The organism is Streptomyces sp. NPDC047081 (genome assembly GCF_040643775.1).
Lineage (GTDB): Bacteria > Actinomycetota > Actinomycetes > Streptomycetales > Streptomycetaceae > Streptomyces.
Genome location: NZ_JBEYUY010000022.1, coordinates 20,950 through 34,758 on the forward strand (window position 1 = coordinate 20,950; position 13,809 = coordinate 34,758).

Here is a 13,809-nt window from a genome sequence, read left to right on the forward strand (position 1 = left end):
CGCCGGGCCGGACTCCGCATCGGAGTCCGGCCCGCGGCGTGTGCAAGGGCGGTTACAGGCCTTGAGAAGCCACCCGTTACAGCGTCTGAAGCGTCACGAGGATGATCCGCAGACCGCCGCCCCCGCCCTCCGTCTCGATACGCACCCGCTGACCGGGCCGGAGCAGCCGCAGACCGCCCGCGTCGAACGCCGCCGCGTCGAAGGGCACGGGAGTGCCGTCGTCCAGCAGCACCTGCCCGCTGCGGGTTTCGGGATCGTACGTGTACGCGGTCGCCTGCATGCCCGGCAGCCTACTGCCCCGGGATCAGCAACTGCGCGGCCACGGCGGCCGTCCGGGCGCCCACTCCGAGCGCGAGGGCCGCGCGCAGATCCTCGCCGGTGTCCACGTCCTGTCGTACCGAATCCACCGCGGTCAGGCGGAGTTCCACCGCCCCGGACGCGCGATGGCGGGCGCGGGAATCCGGGCCGAATGCCGGGAGCAATTCCAGGCCCGGGGTCGCGGCCAGCAGAGTGGTGCCGATTGCGGCCGCGTCGGGGAGAAAAGCGCGGGGGAATTCCGTGGCCGCGTCCAGGACCCGGGACAATTCCAGGGGGCGCAGGGCCGGGAGATCCGCGTTCAGGGCGGCCACGGCGCATTCCGGGCGCTCGGCGCGTACGACCGCCGCTCCGTGCGCCAGTGCCGCGTTGAGGCCGCCGGAGGGCTCGTCGGCCACGATCCGGGCGCCCAGCGCGGCCAGCTCACGGCCTGCGAGGGCGTCGTCCGTGACTACTGCCACATCCTTCACCGCGGGGCAGGCCAGCGCCGCTGCCACGGTGTCCTGCGCGAAGGCGAGGGCCAGGCCGGGGCGCACCCCGTCGTGCGCGGTGTCCGAGAGCCTGCTCTTGGCCCGCGCCAGGGGTTTCAGGGGTATGACCAACGTCCACTGCACGAGCGTTCCGTCCCTCTCTTGTCGCGGCCATTGTCACTCAGCCGTCACCTCGGCCATCTGGCGGTCGCGCCGTCGAGGCGTACGGTGTTCTCGACAGACCGGCGGCCTGGGGCGACACTTGTGCGGCCCCACTGACCGATGTCCTTGACGCCTAGAGAAAGGTGCGCGCGTGCCCCGCCGCAGAGTCGGATTCTGGTACCGCTTCGCCGCGGTGCTCTGCAAACCGCCGCTGGTGGTTCTGATCAAGCGGGACTGGCGCGGAATGGAGCACATTCCGGCCGAGGGCGGATTTATCACCGCGGTGAACCACAATTCCCACGTGGACCCCTTCGCGTACGCGCACTATCAGTACAACACCGGGCGGGTTCCGCGATTCCTCGCGAAGAGCGGACTTTTCAAGAAGGGATTCGTCGGCGCCGCGATGCGCGGCACCGGACAGATCCCCGTCTACCGCGAGTCCACCGACGCGCTCAGCGCCTTCCGGGCCGCCGTGGACGCAGTGGAGCGCGGCGAATGCGTGGTGTTCTACCCAGAGGGAACGATCACCCGCGACCCCGACGGCTGGCCCATGACCGCCAAGACCGGTGCCGCCCGCGTCGCCCTGCAGACCAAGTGCCCGGTGATCCCCATCGCCCAGTGGGGCGCCAACGAACTCCTGCCGCCGTACAGCAAGAAGGCGTACATCCTGCCGCGCAAGACCCACCACGTCCTGGCCGGCCCGCCGGTGGACCTCTCGCGCTTCTACGGCAAGGAGATGTCCGCGGAGGTCCTCAAGGAGGCCACCGAGGTCATCATGGCCGCCGTCACCCGCCAGCTGGAGGACATCCGCGGCGAGAAGGCGCCCGAGACGCCCTACGACCCGCGCCGCGAGCGGATCGAGCAGCGCCGCAGGACCCAGGCACAGACGCAGGAGAAGGAACAGCAGGAAGAGGGGCAGGGCACGTGAGCAAGCCCGTCAAGGCGGCGGTGTTCAGCGCCGGTTCGTGGGGTACGGCGTTCGGGATGGTGCTGGCCGACGCGGGGTGCGAGGTCACCCTGTGGGCGCGGCGCGCGGAGGTGGCCGAGGCCGTCAACTCCGGCCGTACGAACCCCGACTACCTGCCCGGCGTCGAACTCCCGGCCAACCTGCGGGCCACCACCGACCCCGCCGAGGCCGCCGCGGGCGCGGACTTCACGATCCTGTCGGTGCCGTCCCAGACCATGCGCGCGAACCTCGCCGAATGGACGCCGCTGCTCGCGCCCGACACCATCCTCGTCTCCCTCATGAAGGGCGTCGAACTCGGCTCCACCATGCGGATGAGCGAGGTGATCGAGGACGTCGCCAAGGTCGGCGCCGACCGCATCGCCGTCGTCACCGGACCCAACCTCGCCCGGGAGATCGCCGCCCGGATGCCGGCCGCCGCGGTGGTCGCGTGCACCGACGAGGCGGTGGCCCAGCGGCTCCAGGCGGCCTGCCACACGCCGTACTTCAGGCCGTACACCAACACCGACGTGGTCGGCTGCGAGCTCGGCGGCGCCGTGAAGAACGTCATCGGGCTCGCTGTCGGCATCGCGGACGGCATGGGGCTCGGCGACAACGCGAAGGGCTCGCTCATCACGCGCGGCCTCGCGGAGACCACCCGGCTCGGCATCGCGCTCGGCGCCGACCCGCTGACCTTCTCCGGACTCGCGGGCCTCGGCGACCTGGTGGCGACCTGCTCCTCGCCGCTGTCCCGCAACCACACCTTCGGCACCAACCTCGGCAAGGGCATGACCCTGGAGGAGACCATCGCGGTCACCAAGCAGACCGCCGAGGGCGTCAAGTCCTGTGAGTCCGTTGCGGACTTGGCCCGTCGGCACGGCGTGGAGATGCCGATCACCGAGACGGTCGTGGACATCGTGCACGAGGGCAAGCCTCCGGTGGTCGCCCTCAAGGAGCTGATGTCGCGCAGCGCGAAGCCCGAACGACGCTGAGCGACGCCGTTCTCCCGTGCGGGGCGGTCGCTGTATCAGCGCACTACCAACGGGTACTCTCAACGCGATATGAGCACCGAGAACCTCTCCCAGAGCCCTGAGCAGCCCGCCCGCAAGCCGCGCGTGGCCGTCGTGTTCGGCGGCCGCAGCTCCGAACACGGGATCTCCGTGGTCACCGCCGGCGCCGTACTGCGTGCCATCGACCGGACGAAGTACGACGTCCTGCCGATCGGCATCACCCGGGAAGGCCGCTGGATGCTCACGGCCGACGAACCCGAGCGCATGGCGATCGCCGACCGCCGCACGCCCGAGGTCGACGACCTCGCGGAGTCCAGCGAGGGCGGCGTGGTGCTCCCCGTCGACCCGGCGAACCGCGAAGTCGTCTACAGCGAACCGGGATCGGTGCCCAAGGCGCTCGGCGAGATCGACGTCGTCTTCCCGGTGCTGCACGGCCCGTACGGCGAGGACGGCACCCTGCAGGGCCTGCTGGAGCTCTCCGGTGTCCCCTACGTGGGCTCGGGCGTGCTCGCCTCGGCCGTCGGCCAGGACAAGGAGTACATGAAGCGGGTGTTCACCTCCTTCGGGCTCAAGGTCGGCCCGTACGTGGTGATCCGGCCGCGCGAGTGGGAGCTGGACGAGTCGGCCGCCCGCAAGAAGATCGTCGACCTGGCCGGCGACCACGGCTGGCCGCTGTTCGTGAAGCCGGCGCGCGCGGGTTCCTCGATCGGCATCACCAAGGTCGACGACCTGTCCGGGCTCGACGAGGCGATCGCCGAGGCGCAGCGGCACGACCCGAAGATCCTGGTCGAGGCGGCGCTCAGGGGCCGCGAGATCGAGTGCGGGGTGCTGGAGTTCGAGGACGGCCCGCGGGCCAGCGTCCCCTCGGAGATCCCGCCGGCCCAGGCGCACGCGTACTACGACTTCGAGGCCAAGTACATCGACTCGACCCCGGGCATCGTCCCGGCGCCGCTCACCCCGGAGGAGACCGCCGAGGTGCAGCGCCTCGCGGTGGACGCCTTCGAGGCCGCGTCCTGCGAGGGCCTGGTCCGCGCGGACTTCTTCCTCACCGAGGACGGCGACTTCGTCATCAACGAGATCAACACGATGCCGGGCATGACCCCGATCTCGATGTACCCGCAGATGTGGGCGGCGAGCGGGATCAGCTATCCGGAACTGGTGGACCGCCTCATCCAGGCGGCGCTGCGCAGGTCAACGGGTTTGCGCTGACCGACCCAGGGGCGCGGGCCGTATCAATATGCGGCTCCGCCGCGTGCGCGCGACCAGCCCCCAGCGGTCCGCAGCCGACGCACGACCTCTCCGGCCATGGCGACTAGTCGGCAATACCCGCCGGGATCGCTTTCTTCACGGCGGGCGCCAGATCCACCAACGGCGCCATCCCGTCTGCCGTGCGGTCCTTCGGGATGCTCACCTCGACGTACGCCTTGCGCAGGGTCGTCGTGAAGCGGAACGACCCGTCGCTCTGCTTCTCCAGCAGCCAGCCCACGCCGTTGACCTCGACGCCGTCGGCCTCCGGGTCGCTCATCTTCGCGGGCCGCTCGACACCGCAGCGCAGTATGATCGCCGGGTTCCCCCAGCCCGCGGTCAGCGCGGACGCGGGCTCGGGATCCCGGCGGCCTTGACCGTCGACCTTGGCCGGCACCGCCTTGTCCAGGTTCCGGCACAGCTCGGCGACCTTCGTACCCGGCGAGGGAACCGCGGCCCGGGCACTGTCGTCTGCTGATGAGCAGCCCGCGACCGTGATCAGCAGGGCGAGCACGGGCAGGCCGGTGAGCCGGTGACTGAAGAAGTTCACCGGCCAAGGGTAGACGGGGGCTACAGATGCACGACCGGGCAGGTCAGGGTGCGGGTGATGCCGTCCACTTGCTGGACCTTCGCGACCACCATGCGGCCGAGGTCGTCCACGGTGTCGGCCTGCGCCCGCACGATCACGTCATAGGGTCCTGTCACGTCCTCGGCCTGGATCACCCCAGGAATCTTGCTGATCGTCTCGGCGACGGTCGACGCTTTGCCGACCTCCGTCTGGATCAGGATGTACGCCTGTACCACGGAACCTCCAGGGCGGCCACGAGGATCATGTGGGGAAAAGGAACGCCACGGTATCGCGTCGCCGCTCACCGCGGGGAGACCCGGGGCCCCCGCGCCGGGGTGCCGGTACGACACGGGTTGACGGATGTCTCGACCGTATCGAGGACACTGGTGACGCGCGACCGGGCACGGCAAGGGACAGAAGGGGAGCAAGGGCAATGAAGGGCACTGTTGGTGAGCTCGGGGAGTTCGGGCTCATCAGGGAGCTCACCTCCCGTCTCACCACCACCTCGGCGGTCCGGGTCGGCCCGGGCGACGACGCCGCGGTGGTCGCCGCGCCCGACCGACGGGTCGTGGCCTCCACCGACATCCTCCTGGAGGGCCGGCACTTCCGCCGCGACTGGTCCACGGCCTACGACGTGGGCCGCAAGGCCGCCGCCCAGAACCTCGCGGACATCGCCGCCATGGGCGCCGTACCGACCGCCCTGCTGCTCGGCCTGGTCGTCCCCGCCGAACTCCCGGTGACCTGGCCCAGCGAGCTGATGGACGGCCTGCGCGACGAGTGCCAGGTGGCGGGCGCGTCGGTCGTGGGCGGTGATGTCGTACGAGGCGACACGATCATGGTGTCGATCACCGCGCTCGGCGATCTGCGCAACCAGGAGCCGATCACCCGGGCCGGCGCCCAGCCCGGCGACCTCGTCGCGGTGACCGGCTGGCTGGGCTGGTCGGCCGCCGGATACGCGGTGCTCTCCCGCGGCTTCCGCTCGCCGCGCGCGTTCGTCGAGGCGCACCGGCGCCCCGAGCCGCCGTATCACGCGGGTCCTGCGGCGGCCGGGCTCGGCGCGACCGCGATGTGCGACGTCAGCGACGGGCTGATCGCCGACCTCGGGCACATCGCCGAGGCCAGCAAGGTCCGCATCGACATCCGCTCCGGCGCGATCGACATCCCCTCCCAGATGAACGACATCGGGCAGGCCGTCGGCGTCGACCCGATGCAGTGGGTGCTGACCGGGGGAGAGGACCACGCGATCGTGGCGACCTTCCCGCCGGACGTGAAGCTGCCGGCCCGCTGGAAGGTGATCGGCGAGGTGCTCAACCCGTCCGCCCTGCCCCAGGTGACGGTCGACGGGGCGCCGTGGACGAGCAAGGGCGGCTGGGACCACTTCGGGGACATCGAGTCGTGAACGCCCCGCCGAGGGTGCTGGCGGTCGCGGGCTCCGACTCCGGTGGAGGGGCCGGAATCCAGGCCGACTTGAAGACCATGCTCGCGCTCGGTGTGCACGGCATGAGCGTGATCACGGCGGTCACGGCCCAGAACTCCCTTGGAGTGCAGGGGGCTTGGCCGTTGCCGGTGGAGGCGGTGCGGGCCCAGTACCGCAGTGTCGTCGACGACATCGGCGTACAGGCGGTCAAGACGGGGATGCTGGCGTCCGCCGAACTCGTCGACGCGGTGGCCGAGTTGATCGCCGGGACGGACGCTCCGGTGGTCGTCGACCCCGTGGGCGTCTCCAAGCACGGGGACTCGCTGCTGGCCGCGGAGGCGCTGGACTCCGTACGCCGGCGCCTGCTTCCGGCCGCCACCGTCGCCACGCCGAACCTCGACGAGGTGGCCCAACTCACCGGCGTACAGGTCGAGTCGGAGGAGCAGCTGAAGGAGGCCGCGGCGGCCGTGCTGGCGTACGGGCCGAAGTGGGTGCTCGTCAAGGGCGGTCATCTCACCGGTGACGCGGTCGACTTGCTCACCGACGGCGGTGAGGAGCACTGGTTCCGCGCCCCACGTCTCGACAACCGGCACACGCACGGCACGGGCTGCACCCTCGCGTCCGCGATCGCGTCGCAGCTGGCGAAGGGGCAGTCCGTGCCGGAGGCGGTGGCGGCGGCCAAGGAGTACGTCACCGGGGCGATCGCCGCCGGGTTCGCGCTCGGCGGCGGGATCGGGCCCGTGGACCACGGCTGGGCCCTTATGCGGGGTACTCGGGGAGCTTGATGTTGGTCGCCGACTTCTCGGTGATCTTCTTGAAGAAGGCGGCCAGCGGGCGTGAGGCGAGCAGCCGGTACATGCGGTCCCGGCTGCGAATGCGCCGCTCGGTGGGCGGCGCGAAGAACGGGCCCGCGTTGCCCGAGGTCTTCTGGCAGCCCTTCGCGAAGTCGGTGATCCGGGCCTCGTACGCGGCGAACGCCGTACGGTGGTCCCCGCCCGCGAGGGCCAGTTCACCGGCGAGGACGTACGCGCCGACGATCGCCACGCCCGTCCCCATGCCGCCCATGGTCGCCCCGTGGCCCGCGTCCCCGAGGAGCGCCACGCGCCCCTTGGTGAGCCGGTCGACGTGGATCTGGGCGATCGCGTCGAAGTAGAGGTCATCGGTCTCTTCGAGGGCCTTGAGGACGTTCGGCCCCTCCCAGCCCATCCCCGCGAAGCGCTCGGCGAGGATCCGCTTCTGTCCCGCGATGTCCCGGCGGTCGTACGACAGCGGTTCGGAGCGGAAGACCAGCAGCGCGCCCGCGCGGTCCGGGTCGCCGTCGTAGTTGCCGATCATGATCGCGCGGCCGGGCTCGCTGTAGGTGCGGCCGGTGCGGTCCAGGCCCAGGTGGTTGGGGACCTCGAAGCCGGCCACGTAGTGGTCGAAGAAGCGCAGGTAGCGCGATTCGTCGCCGAAGGCCAAAGCGCGGGTGTTCGAGTGCAGGCCGTCCGCGCCGATCACCAGGTCGAAGCGGCGTGCGGGGCCGTTCTCGAAGGTGACGTCGACGCCGTCGGCCGTGTCGGTGAGCGTGGTGATCGAGTCGCCGAACACGTACTCGACCCGATCCCGTGTCCGCTCGTACATGATCCGAGCGAGCTCGCCCCGGAAGATCTCGACGTCGCCGCTCATCATCTCCGAGGGCAGGTCCACCTTCGGGGAGTCGTCCGCGTCGACGACGATCTGGCGGCCCATGTGGGTCTGGCGGGCGTGGATCTCGTCCCAGATGCCCATGGCGGTCAGGACGGTGCGGTGGACGTGGCCGCGGAAGTCGACCGCGAAGCCGCCGCCGCGGAGTTGGGGCGCCTTCTCGACGACGGTGACTCGGGCGCCGTGGCGGAGCAGGTTGAGGGCGAGGGCGGGGCCCGCGACGCTGGCGCCGGAGATGAGGACGTTCAGGTGGTCGAGGCTCTGAGCGTTCGTCGTGCTCGGTGTCTTCGCGGTGCTCGGTGTCTTCGTCATGGGTCGAGCTTCGGCGCCGGCGCTGACCGTTCTCCTACCGTTCGCTGACCGCCGCTGACCGCAGGCTCCGGCCCTGCTCGAAGGCCTGGTCATAGGCCTGGGGCGACAGCTTTGCGCGTACGTCCCGCTCCACTCGTACGACATCGGGGTCGCCCTCGACCCGGCCGCCCCGCAGGCCCGCCCCGGCGCCGAGCAGGACGGCGGCCCGCCGTGGGGACTCGGCGACCTCGGCCAACGCCTCGGCGGTGTCGGCGAGTTCGAGGTCTCCGGGGCCCTCGGTGGCGAGCTCGGCGGCCTGCCGGAACCAGTCGCGGGCCAGTTCCACGTCCCCCTCGGCGACGGCCGTGCGGCCGAGCCCGATGAAGATCCGCACGCTCTCGCCGACACTGAACCAGTTGGCGGCGCACGCCTCCAGGGCGTTCTCGTACTCCACGCGCGCGCGTGCCGTGTCCCCGGTCAGCCGGGCCGTGTCGGCGAGACCGCGCCGGGCGCCCGCCACCTTGTCGGGCAGACCGGCGGAGCGCGCGAGCGTCAGCGCCTGCCCGAAGTGGGCGGCCGCGTCGGCCGCGTCGCCCTGGTGGAGCAGTACGGTGCCCCGGGTGCGCAGCAGATCGGCGGTCTCCTCCGGGGCGGCCAGCTCCCGGACGTGCACGAGCCCTTCGTCGAGGAGCTCCAGCGCGCGGCGCGAGTCCCCGCGCGCGTGGCTGAACATCCCCAGCGGCTCCAGGCAGTTGGCCATGCCCCAGCGGTCGCCGGTGGCCCGGAAGCCCTCCAGCGCCCGCGCGAAGCACTCCTCCGACTCCAGAGGCCGGCCCCTGAACTGCGCCTGGAACCCCCGGCCGACGTCGAGCAGCGCACGCGTCCAGGGGGAGCCGCCGGCCAGGGCCTCGGCCTGCTCGTTGGTGGCCTGCCGGGGGCCGACCGCGAGCGACCACAGGACGACGACGTACGGCAGCCTGAGCGGGCCCTCGTACCGGGCCAGCAGCGCGACCAGGCGCGCGATGAGCTCCTCCTGGCCGTCGGGACGCTCACCGTCGCCCGAGAGCGCGTTGGCCACGCACAGGGCGTACTCCTCCTCCAGCCCCGGCGGTGGTGTGTCGCCCACCGTCGCCAGCAACTCCCGGGCCGTGGGCATCTGTTCGCCGTGCAGTCCGCGCAGCCGCCAGAACCAGGACAGCAACGCCATGAGCCGCAGCGCGTCCTCGGGGGCACGGCGTACGAGGTGGCGCAGGGCCGTGTCCAGGTTGCCGCGCTCGGCGGACAGCCGGTCCAGCCAGGGCAGTTGACCGCCGCCGCGCAGATACGGCTCCGCCTCCTCGGCCAGCCGCAGGAAGTACGCGGCGTGGGCGTCCCGCAGCTCCTCCGGCTCGGGCACGTCCTCGGCGGCGAAGGCCCGGATGGTCTCCAGCATCCGGTAGCGCCCCTCGGAGACCTCCAGCAGGGACTTCTCGACCAGCGAGGCGAGCACGTCCTCCGGGTACGAGAGCCCGCAGACCGCCTCGACGGCCTCCAGCGTCGCGCCCCCGGAGAACACGGTCAGCCGCCGCGCGAGCTCCCGCTCCTCCTCGTCCAGCAGCTCCCAGCTCCACTCCACGACGGCGCGCAGGGTGCGGTGCCGGGGCGCCTTGGAGCGGTCGCCCCGGGACAGCAGCCGGAACCGGTCGTCGAGGCGGTCGGCGAGCTCGTCCGGGGTGAGCGTCCGCAGCCGGGCGGCCGCCAGCTCGATGGCGAGGGGAAGCCCGTCGAGGGCGGTGCAGATGTCGCCCACACGCGCGTGGCCGTCGAAACCGGGGCGCACGGCCCGGGCCCGGTCCAGGAACAGCGCGGTCGCCGGCTCCGGCTGCAACGGCGGCACGGGCACCAGGACCTCACCGGTGACACCGAGCGACTCCCGGCTGGTGGCGAGAACCCGCACACCGGAACAGGCGGCGAGCATCAGGGAGACGACCCTCGCGGCGTCCTCGACGAGATGCTCACAGTTGTCGAGCACGAGCAGGACCTCACGGTCCTCCAAGGCACCGAGGAGCCGATCGAGCCCATCGGTGGCGGGCGTACGAAAGCCTTCGCGGATGCCGAGGGCGGTCAGGACGGCGTAGGGGATGTGGCGGCCGTCGGTGAGGGGGGCGAGTTCTACGAAGCAGATGTCGGGGGTGGGGTGCGGGTGCGTGTTGGCGGGGTGTGAGCCATCGGGGGCTGCGCGTGAGGCTTGGGCGGCCGGGCGCGAGTCCTCGGGGAGGGCGCGGCCATGAGATGCGAGGTGTGGGCCCCCGGGGATTGTGCGGGGGTCTTGGGTGGTGGGGTGCGGGTCTCTCGGCTGTGCCGCCGAAGGTGGCCGTGTGTTTGTGGCGGCCCCGCCGTAGCGGCCCGTTGGCGCGTCGGCCCCGGCCGGGCGGGTTCGGAGTGCGGCCGCTGCCTCGATTGCCAGGCGGGTCTTGCCCGCGCCGCCCGGGCCCGTGAGGGTGATCAGGCGGGAGTCGGTCAGGAGGGCTGCGATGCGGGTGAGTTCGGGCTCGCGGCCGACGAAGCGGGTGAGCTGGACCGGCAGGCGGCGGCGTTCGGGCTCGGTGCCCCGGAGGAGTTCCAGGTGCAGGGCGGACAGTTCGGGTGACGGGTCCGCGCCCAGCTCGTCCGCGAGCGTGCGCCGCGCCTCCTCGTACACGGTGAGCGCCTCCGCCGGCCGGCCCGCCGCGTGCAGCGCCCGCATCAGCTGCCCGTACAGCCGCTCGCTCAGCGGATGCGCGGCCAGCAGCGCCCGCAGCTCCGGTACGAGGTCGGCGCCACCGCCGAGCGCCAGCTCCGCCTCCACGCGATTCTGTACGGCGGCCAGCCTCAGCTCCTCGAACCGCGCGGCCTCGGCATGCGCGTCCGGGAGGTCGGGCAGGGCCCGGCCGCGCCAGAGGGCGAGGGCCTCGCGGAGACGGGAGAGAGCCCGCGCGTGATCACCCGCGTCGAGCGCCTCGCGCCCCTCCGCGGCCAGGCGCTCGAAACGGTGGGCGTCGACGCTCTCGGCGGAGGCGGTGAGACGGTAGCCCGCCGGACCCGCCTCGATGTCCGTGTGCGGGGCCAGACGGCGGCGCAGACGGGAGATCTGGGACTGGAGGGCGTTGGCGGCCCCGGAGGGCGGCTCGGCGCCGTACAGGCCGTCTGCGAGGCGCTGCGTGGAGACCGCGTGACCGACGTCCAGGAGCAGGAGGGTGAGCAGGGCGCGGGGGCGGGGACCGCCGGGGTCGACGGGGGTGCCGTCGTCGGTGCGTACCTCCAGGGGGCCCAGGATGCCGAAGCGCATGCGTACAGCTTGTCAGGCGGGGCGACTTGTCAGGTACAGCAAAAAGCCGGCCCACCTTCCGGTGGACCGGCTCGATGCAGCGAACCAGCAGTGGCCGCGCGCTTAACTGTGCGTCAGCGCGAGACCTTGCCGGCCTTGATGCACGAGGTGCAAGCGTTCACGCGCTTCGGCGTCCCGCCGACCACGGTACGGACGCGCTGGATGTTGGGGTTCCAGCGACGGGACGTACGGCGGTGCGAGTGCGAGATGTTGTTGCCGAAGCCCGGGCCCTTGCCGCAGACGTCGCAGTTGGCAGCCACGGGTCACTCCAAAAGCTTCAGATGCACTTACGGTTAATCCCGGCATGCCGGGATCGAGATCTTAGATCTGAGTGGCGTTGCCAGGGGAACGGCCCGATCGGATCGGGCAACCGGAGCAGCATACAACGACTGCGCCAGTAGAACGAAACTACCATGGCTGCTCTACGCTGCGTGCAGTCCAGCAGCTCAGGGAGGCCGTAGGTGGCGCAGGTGCCGCAGACATTCTTCGATGCTCTCGCGGTGCGCACCTGGTGCGGCCTCGCGCTGGAGGCGCTCGGTCGCGCGCGCGAGGAGATCGACGCGATCAACGTCTATCCCGTGGCGGACGGGGACACCGGCACCAACCTGTATCTGACCGTGGAGTCCGCGGCCGCCGCCGTGGAGGCCGTCTTCGCAGGTCATGCGGTCGGCCCCGCGCAGTCCGGGAAGCCCGCGCTCGCCGACGCCGCGCGCGCGATGGCGCACGGCGCGCTGATAGGCGCCCAGGGGAACTCCGGGACCATCCTCGCCCAGCTGCTGCGCGGCATGGCCCAGGTCCTCGCCGCCGACGGTGAGACGCCTCACACCGACGGCTCCGGCCTCCGCCTCGCCCTCCGGCACGCCGCCGACTCCGCCCGCCAGGCCGTCGCCCATCCCGTCGAGGGCACGGTCCTGTCGGTCGCCTCGGCCGCCGCCGACGCGGCCGACGGTACGGAGGGCGACTGCGGGGCGGTCGCCCGCGCCGCCTACGAGGGAGCCCGCGCCGCCCTGGCCGCGACCCCGGGGCAGCTGGCGGTACTGGGCCGGGCCGGGGTGGTCGACGCCGGCGGCCGAGGGCTCGTGGCGGTGCTCGGGGCGCTGGTGGAGACGTTCACGGGGGAGGTGCCGGGGGCGGTCGCGGTTTCGGCGGGGCACGCGCGCGTGAGACGGGGCGGTGGTACGGAAGCGTGGGCCGCGCAAGGAGACGCGGGGGGCGACGAAGCCGGCGATCCCCATTCCCGAGCGCAGGCCGCCGACGCGCTCCAGCCGCACGGCACCGACCCCCTCCAGCCACACGGCGCCGACGCCCTACAAGCACACGTCGCCGACGCGCTCCACGCGCGCGTGGACGGCGAGACGGCCGTCACCCCCGCCGCCGCTCTCGCCGACGACTGCGCCCCCGGCGCGAGCGGCCCCGCCTTCGAGGTGATCTACCTGCTGGAGGCCGAGGACGCGGCCGTGTCCCGCCTGCGCGACCGGCTCGACGCCCTCGGCGACTCCCTGGTCGTGGTCGGCGGCGACGGGCTGTGGAACGTGCATGTGCACGTCGACGACGCGGGCGCCGCCGTGGAGGCGGGCGTCGAGGCCGGGCGGCCGTACCGGATCCGGATCACCCACTTCGGCGCCGGTGACGTGCACACCACCGGCGCGGAACGGCCGCCCCGGGAGCGCGTCCAGCGTGCCGTGGTGGCCGTCGTGCCCGGCGAGGGCCTGGCCGGGCTCTACACCGAGGCCGGCGCGACCACCGTGCTCGCGCGCCCCGGGGAGCCGCCCGCGAGCGGGGAGCTCCTCGATGCCGTACGGCGGGCCCACGCGCGCGAGGTCGTGCTGCTGCCCAACGACGCCGACCTGCGCCACACCGCCGCCGCGGCGGCCGAGCAGGCCCGCGCCGAGGGCATCCGGGTGGCGCTGATCCCGACCCGGTCCGCCGTCCAGGGCATCGCGGCGCTCGCCGTGCACGAGCCCGAGCGCCGCTTCGACGAGGACGTCGTGTCGATGACCTCCGCGGCCGGCGCGACCCGTTACGCCGAGGTCGCCGTCGCCGAGCGCCAGTCCTGGACCATGGCCGGCATCTGCCAGGCCGGTGACGTCCTGGGCCTCGTCGACGGCGACGTCGCCGTGATCGGCTCCGACGTCACCGCCACGGCCGAGTCGGTCCTGGACCGCATGCTCCAGGCCGGCGGCGAACTCGTCACCCTCGTCATCGGCGACGAGGCCCCCGAGTCCGTCGCCGCGCACCTGGAGGCACGCGTGCGTGAGTCGTACCTCGCCGTCGACACGGTGGTGTACCGGGGCGGCCGCCAGGGCGCACTGCTGCTGATCGGCGTCGAATAACCGGCCCGAGTGCTCTACGCGCC

General features: G+C 72.3%; 13 protein-coding genes. 6 read left to right on the forward strand and 7 right to left on the reverse strand.

The window, feature by feature from the left end:
* Positions 1 to 76 precede the first annotated feature (76 nt).
* Positions 77 to 280 carry a hypothetical protein gene (locus ABZ848_RS33520; protein ID WP_360838002.1) on the reverse strand — a complete coding sequence of 68 codons (204 nt, stop codon included), beginning with the start codon at positions 278 to 280 and terminating at the stop codon, positions 77 to 79.
* 10 nt (positions 281 to 290) lie between these two features.
* The gene (cofC, locus tag ABZ848_RS33525; protein WP_360838003.1) at positions 291 to 929 is read right to left on the reverse strand and encodes a 2-phospho-L-lactate guanylyltransferase; all 639 of its coding nucleotides are present in this window, start codon (positions 927 to 929) and stop codon (positions 291 to 293) included.
* Positions 930 to 1,098: 169 nt separating this feature from the next.
* Between cofC and ABZ848_RS33530 the strand changes: the two genes are divergently transcribed.
* The 3 genes from ABZ848_RS33530 (at position 1,099) to ABZ848_RS33540 (ending at position 4,109) form a co-directional block, all read left to right on the forward strand.
* On the forward strand, positions 1,099 to 1,875 hold the full coding sequence (locus ABZ848_RS33530) for a lysophospholipid acyltransferase family protein (protein ID WP_360838004.1): 777 nt from the start codon (positions 1,099 to 1,101) through the stop codon (positions 1,873 to 1,875).
* The gene (locus ABZ848_RS33535; protein WP_360838005.1) at positions 1,872 to 2,882 is read left to right on the forward strand and encodes an NAD(P)H-dependent glycerol-3-phosphate dehydrogenase; all 1,011 of its coding nucleotides are present in this window, start codon (positions 1,872 to 1,874) and stop codon (positions 2,880 to 2,882) included. Before ABZ848_RS33530 ends, ABZ848_RS33535 begins: the two co-directional genes overlap by 4 nt.
* A gap of 69 nt (positions 2,883 to 2,951) precedes the next feature.
* Positions 2,952 to 4,109 (forward strand): D-alanine--D-alanine ligase family protein, encoded by a 1,158-nt coding sequence (locus ABZ848_RS33540; RefSeq protein WP_360838006.1) that lies wholly within the window; start codon positions 2,952 to 2,954, stop codon positions 4,107 to 4,109.
* Positions 4,110 to 4,212: 103 nt separating this feature from the next.
* On the opposite strand, the gene ABZ848_RS33545 is transcribed toward ABZ848_RS33540, so the two are convergent.
* Complete coding sequence (locus ABZ848_RS33545) at positions 4,213 to 4,695, reverse strand: DUF3515 domain-containing protein (RefSeq protein WP_360838008.1); 483 nt, start codon at positions 4,693 to 4,695, stop codon at positions 4,213 to 4,215.
* Between the two features lie 20 nt (positions 4,696 to 4,715).
* Entirely contained in the window at positions 4,716 to 4,949 is a 234-nt protein-coding gene (locus ABZ848_RS33550; protein WP_003997603.1) for an Lrp/AsnC ligand binding domain-containing protein, read from the reverse strand.
* Positions 4,950 to 5,146: 197 nt separating this feature from the next.
* Here ABZ848_RS33550 and ABZ848_RS33555 point away from each other — a divergent pair, with 197 nt between their 5' ends.
* Together ABZ848_RS33555 and thiD are read left to right on the forward strand one after the other, a co-directional pair.
* The gene (locus ABZ848_RS33555; protein ID WP_242775579.1) at positions 5,147 to 6,112 is read left to right on the forward strand and encodes a thiamine-phosphate kinase; all 966 of its coding nucleotides are present in this window, start codon (positions 5,147 to 5,149) and stop codon (positions 6,110 to 6,112) included.
* On the forward strand, positions 6,109 to 6,915 hold the full coding sequence (gene thiD / locus ABZ848_RS33560) for a bifunctional hydroxymethylpyrimidine kinase/phosphomethylpyrimidine kinase (protein WP_360838011.1): 807 nt from the start codon (positions 6,109 to 6,111) through the stop codon (positions 6,913 to 6,915). The genes ABZ848_RS33555 and thiD overlap by 4 nt, the downstream gene beginning before the upstream one ends.
* Here the strand turns inward: thiD and ABZ848_RS33565 are convergent.
* The 3 genes from ABZ848_RS33565 to rpmB form a co-directional block, all read right to left on the reverse strand.
* On the reverse strand, positions 6,890 to 8,128 hold the full coding sequence (locus ABZ848_RS33565) for an FAD-dependent monooxygenase (protein WP_360838013.1): 1,239 nt from the start codon (positions 8,126 to 8,128) through the stop codon (positions 6,890 to 6,892). The two genes, thiD and ABZ848_RS33565, sit on opposite strands and share 26 nt — an antisense overlap.
* A 34-nt stretch (positions 8,129 to 8,162) precedes the next feature.
* Positions 8,163 to 11,414: a BTAD domain-containing putative transcriptional regulator gene (locus ABZ848_RS33570; RefSeq protein ID WP_360838015.1), complete on the reverse strand. Its 3,252-nt coding sequence runs from the start codon at positions 11,412 to 11,414 to the stop codon at positions 8,163 to 8,165.
* A gap of 113 nt (positions 11,415 to 11,527) precedes the next feature.
* Positions 11,528 to 11,713, reverse strand: a complete 186-nt coding sequence (gene rpmB / locus ABZ848_RS33575; RefSeq protein WP_003993230.1) for a 50S ribosomal protein L28 — start codon at positions 11,711 to 11,713, stop codon at positions 11,528 to 11,530.
* A 201-nt stretch (positions 11,714 to 11,914) separates the two neighbouring features.
* On the opposite strand from rpmB, the gene ABZ848_RS33580 reads away from it, so the two are divergent.
* Positions 11,915 to 13,786: a DAK2 domain-containing protein gene (locus tag ABZ848_RS33580; protein ID WP_360838017.1), complete on the forward strand. Its 1,872-nt coding sequence runs from the start codon at positions 11,915 to 11,917 to the stop codon at positions 13,784 to 13,786.
* Positions 13,787 to 13,809: the final 23 nt, after the last annotated feature.

Excerpts from the sequence above, each read along its gene's own strand:
- ABZ848_RS33540 (WP_360838006.1), top strand. The coding sequence starts at position 2,952 with ATGAGCACCGAGAACCTCTCCCAGAGCCCTGAGCAGCCCGCCCGCAAG.
- ABZ848_RS33520 (WP_360838002.1), bottom strand. The coding sequence starts at position 280 with ATGCAGGCGACCGCGTACACGTACGATCCCGAAACCCGCAGCGGGCAG.
- ABZ848_RS33570 (WP_360838015.1), bottom strand. The coding sequence starts at position 11,414 with ATGCGCTTCGGCATCCTGGGCCCCCTGGAGGTACGCACCGACGACGGC.
- ABZ848_RS33565 (WP_360838013.1), bottom strand. The coding sequence starts at position 8,128 with ATGACGAAGACACCGAGCACCGCGAAGACACCGAGCACGACGAACGCT.
- ABZ848_RS33555 (WP_242775579.1), top strand. The coding sequence starts at position 5,147 with ATGAAGGGCACTGTTGGTGAGCTCGGGGAGTTCGGGCTCATCAGGGAG.